Genomic DNA, 11,843 nt, shown 5'->3' on the forward strand with positions numbered 1-11,843 from the left:
TTTTGGAGGCTATTATGTTTTTTGGTTCGGATTATATCCAATTTGAAAAAAAGAAAGATACTGTTGCATTAGTGAATGAAGAAAGAATATTACCCATTGTGGTAATGAGTAACGAGCACAAAAGTGTCAGACGGGCTGCAGGTGATTTGCAGACAGACATTGAAAAGGTAACTGGTCAAAAACCTGCCTTACTTAATGACTTACCTACCCAACCGAGTATAATTGTCGGAACAGTTGACAATAAAGAATTATTAAACTCATTAAAAGTCGATTCCAGTGACTTAGAAGGAAAATGGGAAAGCTTTACAATCCAAACAGTCTCCCTACCAGGGATGGAAGGCGAGAGTGTCCTTATATTAGGAAGTGACAAGCGTGGAGCAATATACGGTATATACGATATCACTGAAAGAATGGGCGTATCCCCATGGTATTGGTGGATGGACGTACCGGTTAAAAAACATAAAGAGCTATATATTGAAAAAGGAAAAATCAGCAAAGGAGAGCCAAGTGTTGAGTACCGAGGATTCTTCTTAAATGATGAAGGCCCATCGTTAATGACATGGGTACGGACACATTTCCCAGATTTCACCCATGAATTCTATGAAAAGATATTTGAATTAACGTTACGATTAAAAGGGAACTATCACTGGCCAGCCATGTGGGACAGCACCTTTTACGAAGACGATGAAGAAAATATTCAAACGGCAGACTTATACGGTGTCGTTATTGGAACATCACACCATGAACCGATGGATCGCCCTCACGGAGACTGGAAAGCTCATAAAAAAGGACCTTGGGATTACTCCACCAATGAAGCGTATTTGAAAGAGTTTTGGACTGAAGGCATTGAGCGTTCCAAGCCTTACGAAACCATCATCAATTTAGGGATGCGTGGAGATGGTGACGAACCAATGGGAGGCGATTTAACCTTCCAGGAAAAAATCAAGCTAATGGAAAAAATTATTCAAGATCAGCGAGAAATTATCCAAGACACAATGGACGTGTCTATTGAAGATGTCCCTCAAATGTGGGCTCTTTATAAGGAAGTCAAAGAATATTATGATTCAGGTATGGAAATTCCCGAAGATGTGACGTTACTATGGGGCGATGACAACTTTGGAAACATTAGACGCTTACCTACTAAAGAAGAGCGCCAGAGAAAAGGCGGAGCCGGGATTTACTACCATTTCGATTACGTAGGCGGGCCGCGTTCTTATAAATGGGTAAACACAGTTCCTATCCAAAAAACCTATGAACAAATGCGTAAAGCCTATGAATATGATGCGAGAAAAGTCTGGATTGTCAACGTTGGGGACTTAAAACCTATGGAATACCAGACGGAATTTTTCCTCCGATTAGCATGGGATGTTGAGGCCTTTAACCCAGATAATTTAGAAGTTTATGCTCAGGAATGGGCTGAGTATACATTTGGAGAAAGCTTCGGAAAGGATGTCGCTCGGGTTATCAGAGATTATGTCAAATTTAACGGCAGACTCAAACCGGAAATATTGAATATAACAGAATTTTATAGTTGGGAAAATGAATATGAAGCTGAACGTGTGCTAGAAGAATTCGAACAGACGGTTCAACTAGCCGAAAGGGTATATGAGACGCTTCCGAATGATTTGAAAGAGGCCTTTTATCAAGTCGCTTACTACCCTGCAAAAGCTTCCTATACTGTTTTGAAACTACAGTTATACGTGAATTTAGCTAAACACTACAAGAAGCAAAATAGAATAGCTACCAATGTTGTTGCAGCTGAAGCTAAGCGTTTATTTGAAGAAGACAACCAACTGACTTACACTTACAATAAAGTGATTTCAGATGGCAAATGGGATCATATGATGGATCAGATTCATATCGGCTACACTTACTGGCAGCAACCGGATGAACTCCTGATGCCTGAAATAGAGACTTTGGACGAAGAGGATTATTTAAATGGACAGTGGGGTGTACAGGTTCTCAATACTAACCAGACTGACCGCTATACTAAGAAGTCCCTTTTTGTTGAAGTGTACAACAAGGGATTAGAGCCTGTCGAAATAACAGTTGCTACAGACAAGGACTGGTTAAAGACAAGCCTCACGGACTTTTCATTAGCCACCCAGCAGCTTTTAAGAGTAGATTTTGACTGGGATAAAGTCGAATACGGTAAGGATATCTCAGGCATCCTCAACTTATCTGATAGCAATGGAAAAACAGAGACGATTACTCTCCATGTGCATAATCCAGAATCCCCATTAGTTGGAGGATATGTGCCGATAGATGGAAAAATAGCGATTGAAGCAGAAGGTTACACAGATAAAAAAGAGGGTGAAGGTCATAGTTGGCAAGTCATCCCTGACTATGGAAGAACGCAATCATCCATGGTTATTAACCCAGTGGAGTACGATAAAGAAAGGGATATCACTCATGTACCTCAATTGTCTTATGATATTGTCTTAGATGAACCATCAGAAGCAACCATTAAAGTGGTAACCGCTCCTTCTCTGCCTTTCAATCCAGAAAGAGGGATGAGATTAGGAGTATCAGTGGATGAAGGAGAAATTGAAACTCTTCACCCAGGTGACTTATCTCAAAATGGAGAACGAGATTCTAAAGATTGGGAACAAAGTGTGATTGTTAATGCACATGTTTATGAAAGTTCTCAGATCACTTTAAAACCAGGAAAACACACAGTTCATCTATCCCTGATTGATCCACAGGTAGTTATTCAGAAAGTCATCATAGACTTGGGAGGAGAAAAGCCAACCTTACTTGGTCCAGAACCCACACCACATGCAGATAGACTGGAAGAGTATTCAAACTTTAGTCCTAAAACGCTATCAGATTATTCAATTATTCCTGGCACTATAGAAGTAAGGAATCATTCTTTGCTTCTCTATGCCAAGAAAAGTGGCTTCTATGCATTTGGTGATGCAGCTATTGAAACAGTAGGTAATCAAGAGCTTAATGAAAAAGATGAGACACTCTATTTATCACAAGGCTTCCATACATTAAGGTTCAAAAATATAAAAGAGCGAATAGAAGTTTCTTTAGTTAAAGAAACTAACGTGTCTATTCATCCTACTGTTCGCTTAGAAGAAACAGAAAACGAAGAAAGTCTAACGGTTCACTCGGTGCTTCATTATGATGGTTCAGCATCGATAGCTTACCATCTAGATGTTGAATTATTGTCGGAAGGTAACAGGATTGAACAAGTATCGACCAAAGGCATCTTAAAAACGGATGAGCAGCGTTTAGTGACACATGTCTTTGATTACACTAATGAGCCTGAAATTCAATTCAATCTAAAAGTGGATGGCTGGAAACAAACTGTTACAGTTCCCATTGAAAAATAAGGAGAGCAAAGAATGATAGAAAACAAAAGACAATTAAGAAATGTATTCAAAGAAGTCAGTTATTCCGATGAAGAGATATCGAAGAAACTAAAAGAAACTTGGGACGCTATATTCGTCAATCCCGCTACGAAGTTTTACTTCAATGCGGGTGACGATATGGGTTACATGGTGGATACTGGAAACACTGACATTCGAACAGAAGGACAATCTTACGGTATGATGATGGCTGTCCAAATGAATCGTCAAGATTTATTTGACCGTATTTGGAAGTGGACAGATACACATATGCGTATTTATGAAGGTCCGCATAAAGGCTACTTCTCTTGGAACGGCACCTTAGATGGAGAGAAAATAGGAGCAGGACCCGCGCCAGATGGAGAAGAGTTCTTTGCGATGGCTCTCTTCCTCGCGTCTAAAAGATGGGGAGACAAAACAGAAAAACCCTTCAACTACAGTGAACAAGCGAAAGACCTTCTGCATCTCTGTATCAACAAAGGTGAAGAGGGACTAGAGGGTCATCCCATGTGGGATCCTACTAATTATTTAATCAAATTTGTGCCAGAACTTGATTTTTCAGATCCTTCGTATCATTTGCCCCATTTTTATGAATGGTTTGCTGTATGGGCTAATGAAGAAGATAGATCCTTCTGGGAAAAAGCCACCCAAGCCAGTCGGGACTTTTTAGTCAAAGCCTGTCATACAGAAACAGGCATGAACCCAGAGTATGCAAATTATGATGGTACTCCGAATGATTTTAATGGACACGGAGATTTTTATAGTGATGCTTACCGAACAATCGCCAATATTGGTCTAGATTCTGAATGGTTTGGCCAAAGAGAAGAGTATGCTCAAATCGCAGAAAACCTTTTAACCTTCTTTAAAGATATTCCTGTAGAAGAGTATAAAAAGTATAAAATTGACGGAACAGATACGGGAGAGAAATCTCTCCATCCAATTGGCTTGTTAGCAACCAATGCAATGGGGACGTTGGCCTTAGATAATCAGGAATTGACTGAGCAAGTGGTCAAACAATTTTTTGAAACGGCACCACGTGAAGGAAATAGACGCTATTATGATAACTGCCTGTACTTCTTTGCTGTTTTAGCATTGAGTGGCAATTATAAAATGAATTGGGAAGACTAAAAAGGAGAGAATACACCATGACAAACAAACTAATCACTTTAAAAGAAGCTTATAAAGACTACTTTAAAATAGGAGTAGCTGTCAACCCGGATACATTGAAAAACGACGGGGAATTAATTCGCACACAATTTAACAGTTTAACGGCAGAGAATCTTATGAAGCCTGAAGAATTACAACCGGAAGAAGGGCGCTTTACTTTTGAAGGAGCTGACCAGATCGTCCAATTTGCCAAGGAAAATGGAATGGCTATGCGTGGACATACGCTCTTGTGGCATAACCAGACACCTGACTGGTTCTTTAAAGATGGAGATAAAACAGCCAGCAGAGAACTTGCTTTAGAAAGAATGAAAACGCATATCGATACTGTTTTAGAACGGTATACAGACGGATTTTATGCATGGGATGTTGTTAATGAAGTCATCGAAGATAAAGGGACAGACATCTTACGTCAATCTCAGTGGCTTGAGGTTGTTGGAGAAGATTTTATCGAAAAAGCCTTTCAATTTGCCAGAGAAGCCAGTCCAGAAATGGGCTTGTTCATTAATGATTACAATGAGTCTCATCCAGAAAAAAGAGATAAATATTATACATTAATCAAGCAACTCGTTGATAAAGGCACGCCAATTGACGGTGTAGGACTCCAAGCTCACTGGGGACTGGAAGATCCGTCACTCGATAATATTCGAGCAGCTATTGAAAAATATGCCTCGCTTGGTTTAACATTACAAGTAACAGAAATGGATGTATCAGTGTTCAATTATGACGATAGACGCACCGATTTAACTGAACCGACTTCAGAGATGTTAGAGAAGCAGGCAGAACGCTACGATGCTTTCTTTAAACTGTTTAGAGAGTACAGTGAGCACATTGATTCAGTCACACTGTGGGCAGCAAGCGATCGCTACAACTGGTTAAATGATTTCCCAGTCAGAGGCAGAAAGAACTGGCCGATGTTGTTTGATGAAAACAATCAGCCGAAAGAAAGCTTTAACCGTATTACAGCATTTAAATAGACTTATTTACCGGAGGAAGGAAGAGTAAGATGACAATAGGAATACTAAAGGAAATAGCTAAAGCAAAACTGAGAGGAAAAAGACTGCTGGCCACAGTGGGCTTCGTATTAGCCCTTGTCATATGGACGACTGTTGCTCAAATATATATTACGGTCTTTGGTTTCGAGACGGTCTTTTCTATTATTGAAATCGCCTTTACAGGATTCACAGGCTTTAGAGCCAGTTATCTTTTATTACCTGTGTTGCTTATTCTTCTTTTTCTACTGGGAGATATGCTCCATATGAGCTATCGCTGGTTTGGTTTAGATTTAGTGGAAGACAAAGAAAATGTTGAATTAAAAGATGTCTTTCAGGGGTTCTTTAAAGACAATCGCACAAAATTATTTTCCTTAATCGTCGTAAGAGCGCTCATTGTATTAGCTTGGTCGTTATTATTGATTATTCCAGGTATTTGGAAAGCGTACTTATACAGTCAAGCGGCTAATAACCTGAAAAAAGATAAGTCTCTTAGTCCGATGGAAGCCTTGAAACAATCTGAAGAACAAATGAAAGGCAATATCTTAAAGTATGTGTTACTACAATTAACTTTTGCTCCGTGGTACATCGTGCCTATTGGATTGTTTGTCTTCTTTATCTGGACCAACACATATGAAATTCAAGTGGGTCTTGAAATGGGAGCTGAAGGAACAGAGCTGATATTAGGGGTGGTTTTGGCCATACTCTTTATCGTAGGTGTTGTCTTATTATTATTTGCTCTCTATGTAGAACCGTACAAAATGACTTCAAAACAAGTCTTCTACGAAGAAATGAATAAACCGAATGACGAAAGTCCCTATGATGAATTTGAACAGGAGTTGCTGAAAAAGCAAGGTCTAGATAGAAGAGATAGACCTGTTACTCCTCGCTTTTAAACTAAATAAACTTATTGACGAAAAGAAGGATAGAAGATGACAAAAGAAGAGACACTGTTTTTACCTCATTACATCAGTCATGGCATGATTATTCAGCAACAAAAACCGATTGTATTTTCAGGGAAAGATAAAGTATCTACCCTAGTCAAGGTGACCTTTGATAACAAAACAATAGAAACTATTACTGACGAAAGCGGGAAATGGTCTGTGACCTTTCCGGAGAAACAGGCTGGAGGACCGTTCCAACTTCATGTAGAAGGGACGTCCACCAAACAAATTGAAGATATATTAGTTGGAGAAGTCTGGTTAATAGGCGGGCAATCCAATATGGAACTACCTATCAATCGAACGTACGATGAATTTAAAGAAGAAATAGATTCAGCGCATTTTCCTGAAATTAGACAGTTTCATATTGAGATGGATCCAACCTTTGACCAACCAAAGAATTGGTTAGAACAAGGAGAATGGAAAGCGGCCGTCCAAGAAAACATCCAAAACTTTTCTTCTCTCGGGTTCTTTTACGCAAAAGAGCTTTATGAGCAGTTGAATGTTCCGATTGGAATTATTCATACAGCAGTCGGCGGAACGCCAATTGAGGCCTGGATGAACGAAGCAACATTACGTGAGTTAAATGGCTATGACAATGAACTCGATTATTGGAAAAATTCAGCTAATGTTAAAAAAGAAATTGAAAAAGATGCGGCGAGGAATCAAACCTGGTATGAGGATCTACAGTCTAATGACAAAGGGTATTTAGAAGAGCCCAAATGGTTTGAAGAAGAGTATGAACCCAAAGACTGGAAACCCATCACGATTCCTGTCATGTTTAAGGATACTGATTTAGCTGAATTCTCAGGTGCTGTGTGGTTTAGAAAAACGTTTGACTGTACAGAAGAGGACCTGTCCTCAGAAGCGTATCGCTTGCGTTTAGGCTCATTAATCAATGGAGATGAAACGTATTTGAATGGGGTGAAAGTAGGAGAAACCGGCTACCGTTACCCACCTAGAAAATATCCTATTAATAAAGAACAGTTAAAAGTAGGGACTAATACGTTAGTTATCGGTCTATCCATTGATGCAGCTAATGGCGGCTTCATTCCGACTTTTCCTTATCAATTAGAAAGTAAGGATTTCTCTATTTCTCTAGAAGGAGAGTGGAGTTATAAAATTGGGTATCAAAAAGATGTCATCGAACCTATGCTCTTTTTACACTACAAACCCGCAGTCTTATATAAAGGCATGATACACCCGTTAAAGGACATGTCTTTAAGAGGGATTCTTTTCTATCAAGGGGAATCAAACAGCGGAAATCCGGAGGGATATAGTGACCTCATGAGTTTGATGGTCGAGGATTGGAGAAGGGTATTGAGTGACGACTTGCCTTTCTATTATGTGCAGTTAGCCAATTATATCGACCCAGCTGTAGGGAGAGATGAACTGAACTGGGCTCATTTACGGGACGAACAAAATAAAGCTCGCTTCAAGATTCCAAAATCCCAAATGGTTCCTGCTTATGATAGTGGTATATCCTATGAGCTCCATCCTCATGATAAGAAAACATTAGGAAAAAGACTATCACGTATTTCATTATATAATGAATACCGTTTAGGAAAGCCGTATCAAAATGTCGAGCTGGATAGTATAGAGATTCAAAAAGACTCTCATACAGTAAATCTGTACCTTAATGGAGTAGGAGGGGAATTAGCTTCTACGGATGTAAAACCCGAATTTGAAGTAAAGGTCCAGGATGAATGGGTGGAAGTATCTGATTTCCAATTAAACAGTCAATCCATAAGCCTTTATTTTGAAGAGTGGGAAGACATGAAAGCTGTACGTTACGCTTGGAGGAATGATCCAAGAGGATACGTTTATGACAGCTTGACGCAATTACCTCTTTTGCCATTTTCAAAATTAATATAAATAAAGAGAAGCTCATTCCCACATAAGATGAGAATGAGCTTCTTTTTTAATCTTCTTTTTCGCCTTTTTTAGACTCTTCCAAGTCATCGACTTTATCGATATTAAAAGACTCTCTATCTTCAGGGATGGTATCTTGCTCTTTTTCTTCTTCAGACTTTTCAACTTCGCCTTCAGCCTTGTCATCCCGTGCTTTTTTTGCTAGTTCAGCGTCTGCTGGGAGGGAAGGATTGCCTCCTGAATGTGGTTGGTTTTGCATACAATCGCTCCTTTCCTATCTGAATTCAGTATAACATAGGAAGGTTCTAGTTTCTTTTAAAAAGCTTGGAGAATGAAAAAATGAGAAATAAAATAATTTATTAGAAAAAAGATTGACACCGCTTCCAGTTTCATGTATAGTTAGTTTGTGAGTTAAACCAACTAACAAATATTAGAATCGAAAGGAGAAGTATAGATGGCATATTTTGATAACATTAGCAAGATTAAGTTTGAAGGAGCTAAATCAAAAGATCCACTAGCTTTTAAGTTTTACAATCCAGAAGAAAAAATCAACGGACAAACAATGGAGGAGTCGCTTCGCTTTGCCGTAGCATACTGGCATACTTTTGCAGAAGAATTAGGAGATCCATTTGGAGCTGGAACAGCCCAACGTCCTTGGGATAAATTTACGGACCCAATGGATAAAGCGAAAGCACGTGTTGAAGCAGCATTTGAATTCTTTGAAAAATTAGGTGTTCCTTACTTTGCGTTCCACGATGTTGATATTGCTCCAGAAGGAAGCAACTTAAAAGAAACATTTGAAAACCAAGATATTATCGTAGACATGATTGAAGACTACATGAAAGATAGCAAAACTAAATTGCTTTGGAACACAGTAAATAATTTCTCAAACCCTATGTTTGTACATGGAGCAGCAACTTCAAACAATGCTGACGTGTTTGCTTATGCAGCCGCTAAAGTTAAAAAAGCTTTAGAAGTCGGTAAACGTTTAGGTTCTGAAAACTATGTGTTCTGGGGTGGACGTGAAGGTTACGAAAGCTTACTTAATACAAATATGGGACTAGAGTTAGATAACTTAGCTCGTTTCTTCCATATGGCTAAAGACTATGCAAACGAGATTGGTTTCGATGCCCAATTCTTAATTGAACCAAAACCAAAAGAGCCTACTTCACACCAATATGACTTTGATGTAGCTCACGGCTTTGCATTCTTACAAAAATATGGATTAGACGATGTTTTTAAATTTAACATCGAAGCGAACCACGCAACTCTTGCAGGTCATACATTTGAACACGAATTACACTATGCTCGAATCAATGGCATGTTAGGGTCAGTGGACGCGAACCAAGGTCACCCATTACTTGGTTGGGATACAGACGAATTCCCATCAGATTTATATGCTACAACATTAGCTATGTTTGAGATCTTGAAAAATGGTGGGTTAGGCCGCGGTGGATTGAACTTTGACTCTAAAGTTCGTCGTACATCATTCAAGCCTGAAGACCTGTTCAAAGCTCATATCGTAGGAATGGACAGCTTCGCTTTAGGAGCTAAAGTTGCTCAGCGTCTTATCGACGAAAAAGTACTAGATTCTATTCTTGATAACCGTTATAGTTCATTCAATGATGGTATCGGAAAAGATATCGTTGAAGGCAATACAGACTTCAAGCAACTTCAAGATTATGCTCTAGGTTTAGAGAAGATTGATAATGAATCTGGAAATCTAGAAGTGATCAAAGGATTACTGAATCAGTATATTGTTACAACAATCGCTGAAGGATAAAAAAAGAATCACCCGTTAGTTTGGAGGAAAGGATACGCTACAAAGTATCCTTTCTTTTAAACCTAACATTATACGCATGTAATTCATGACAACAATGTAAGCGTAATCACAAAACGCTTACAAATTACATTTATACGGAGGGTCAAATGAACAAACTTACTTAAGAAATACATAATGACAGGATTGTCACTAAGTGCTGCATTATTACTTGCTGCTTGTGGCAATGGAAACACTAACGATACAGGTGGCTCAGATGGAGCTGGAGCAGAAGGGGAAGAAAACACAGAAGTTGAAATTAACTCAGAAAATGCAATGGAAAACTTTAGTGTTGGAGACACTTTCGTAGCTGAAGAGCCTTTAAATCTCGAAATCGTATATAGAGATTTACCTGCTTATCCTTTAGATGAAGATTGGCTATTCTTCCAGCATTTAGAAGAAAATCATAATGTAACATTTGACATCACAAGTGTGCCACTATCTGACTGGGATGACCGTATATCGGTTACAATGGGTGCTGGAGACATGCCAGACTATATAGGTGATATGTGGGCTGGACATGAAATTCCATATGTTCCATCTGGACAACTACTTCCGATTTCTGATTATATCGAGTACATGCCTCACTTAAGCCAACGCTTAGAAGAGTGGGATGGCGTGGCTGAGCAGATGGAGAATTTACGCCAGCAAGACGGAAAATATTATGTCTTACCAGGTTTGAATGAAAACGTTCTATTTGAATTTGGTTTAATGCATAATAAAACTGTCTTTGACGAACACGGGATTGAAGAACCTCAATCTTGGGACGAGTTAAGATCAGCTCTTGAAATACTAAGAGACGAAAGAGGGACAGCTCCAATGACTCTTTGGTGGCAAGGGAATGCTTTACTAAACGTCGGAGCAGCATCATTCGGTTCTGGCGGTTGGGGCTGGGGTTACATGAACGGTGTCGTATATGATCAAGATGCAGGTGAATATGTTTTGACGGCTCAACAAGAGGGATTCAAAGACATGGTTACTTACTTCTCAGAGCTAACAGCTGATGGGTTATTAAACATTGAAGCGTTGACTCAAGACGATGACATGACCAGATCCTTGTTAGTTAGCACAGATGCCCTTGTAACATCTGGTAATGTTTGAATACTTACGGATATTAGCGATAGTCTAGATGAGCAATACGGTGAAGGTGTATACGAATTTGAAAGACTACCAGTTATGGAAGGTCCTGCAGGAAAAGTTGTACGTGGATCGAATACCAATAGTGGAATGATTCTTAACGCTAGTTTAGCTGAAAGAGACGATTTCCTAGCGGTTCTACAATTTATTGACTGGTTATACTATAGTGACGAAGGAACAGAATTCGCTCACTGGGGTATTGAAGGGGAAACTTTCGAATATACAGATGAATATGTTGGGGGCTATAAGCCAGTTGACGGAATCAGATTTGAGCGCTTCAATGCTGGCGCAGAAGAAAGCTTACAGAACTATCAAGCGTGAAAGCCCACGGTTTTAATCGTGGGATGAGAGCGTACATTGAGATAAGTGCCTGCTTGGTTTGTCTTCTTTTTCTTTTAAAATTAAGTATACATTTCTCTAGCCTTTCCGTTGACGGAGTGATATAATAAAATTAAATAAAAGAACGTACGTTCGTTTGCAGGAGAGAGGTGAAGCGAGTGAAAAAAGAACAGACAAAGTCCTGTGTTAAAGTGCTCAAAGTAAAATTAAAGCCGACTAAAGA

Annotated in this window: 9 protein-coding genes; 8 read left to right on the forward strand and 1 reads right to left on the reverse strand. The window is 39.2% G+C overall.

The window, feature by feature from the left end; all coding sequences use genetic code 11:
• The first annotated feature begins 14 nt into the window (after window positions 1-14).
• From ABDZ53_RS04805 to ABDZ53_RS04825, 5 genes are read left to right on the forward strand one after another with little or no spacing between them, the layout of a single operon-like run.
• Window positions 15-3,341 (forward strand): glycosyl hydrolase 115 family protein, encoded by a 3,327-nt coding sequence (locus ABDZ53_RS04805; RefSeq protein WP_343754453.1) that lies wholly within the window; start codon window positions 15-17, stop codon window positions 3,339-3,341.
• A gap of 12 nt (window positions 3,342-3,353) precedes the next feature.
• Window positions 3,354-4,484 (forward strand): family 8 glycosyl hydrolase, encoded by a 1,131-nt coding sequence (locus ABDZ53_RS04810; RefSeq protein ID WP_343754454.1) that lies wholly within the window; start codon window positions 3,354-3,356, stop codon window positions 4,482-4,484.
• Between the two features lie 17 nt (window positions 4,485-4,501).
• Window positions 4,502-5,497 (forward strand): endo-1,4-beta-xylanase, encoded by a 996-nt coding sequence (locus ABDZ53_RS04815; protein WP_343754455.1) that lies wholly within the window; start codon window positions 4,502-4,504, stop codon window positions 5,495-5,497.
• A 29-nt stretch (window positions 5,498-5,526) separates the two neighbouring features.
• Window positions 5,527-6,408, forward strand: coding sequence for a DUF975 family protein (locus tag ABDZ53_RS04820; RefSeq protein WP_343754457.1), 882 nt, complete (start codon window positions 5,527-5,529; stop codon window positions 6,406-6,408).
• Window positions 6,409-6,444: 36 nt separating this feature from the next.
• Window positions 6,445-8,328 carry a sialate O-acetylesterase gene (locus ABDZ53_RS04825; protein ID WP_343754458.1) on the forward strand — a complete coding sequence of 628 codons (1,884 nt, stop codon included), beginning with the start codon at window positions 6,445-6,447 and terminating at the stop codon, window positions 8,326-8,328.
• 46 nt (window positions 8,329-8,374) lie between these two features.
• Here ABDZ53_RS04825 and ABDZ53_RS04830 read toward each other — a convergent pair whose 3' ends face one another.
• Window positions 8,375-8,584 (reverse strand): hypothetical protein, encoded by a 210-nt coding sequence (locus ABDZ53_RS04830; RefSeq protein WP_343754459.1) that lies wholly within the window; start codon window positions 8,582-8,584, stop codon window positions 8,375-8,377.
• 195 nt (window positions 8,585-8,779) lie between these two features.
• Here ABDZ53_RS04830 and xylA point away from each other — a divergent pair, with 195 nt between their 5' ends.
• The 3 genes from xylA (at window position 8,780) to ABDZ53_RS04845 (ending at window position 11,602) form a co-directional block, all read left to right on the forward strand.
• Window positions 8,780-10,108, forward strand: coding sequence for a xylose isomerase (gene xylA / locus ABDZ53_RS04835; RefSeq protein WP_343754460.1), 1,329 nt, complete (start codon window positions 8,780-8,782; stop codon window positions 10,106-10,108).
• A 174-nt stretch (window positions 10,109-10,282) separates the two neighbouring features.
• Window positions 10,283-11,245: an extracellular solute-binding protein gene (locus ABDZ53_RS04840; protein ID WP_343754461.1), complete on the forward strand. Its 963-nt coding sequence runs from the start codon at window positions 10,283-10,285 to the stop codon at window positions 11,243-11,245.
• A gap of 75 nt (window positions 11,246-11,320) precedes the next feature.
• On the forward strand, window positions 11,321-11,602 hold the full coding sequence (locus ABDZ53_RS04845) for a hypothetical protein (RefSeq protein WP_343754462.1): 282 nt from the start codon (window positions 11,321-11,323) through the stop codon (window positions 11,600-11,602).
• Window positions 11,603-11,843 lie beyond the last annotated feature (241 nt).

Source organism: Alkalibacterium iburiense, from assembly GCF_039521845.1.
GTDB classification, from domain to species: domain Bacteria; phylum Bacillota; class Bacilli; order Lactobacillales; family Carnobacteriaceae_A; genus Alkalibacterium; species Alkalibacterium iburiense.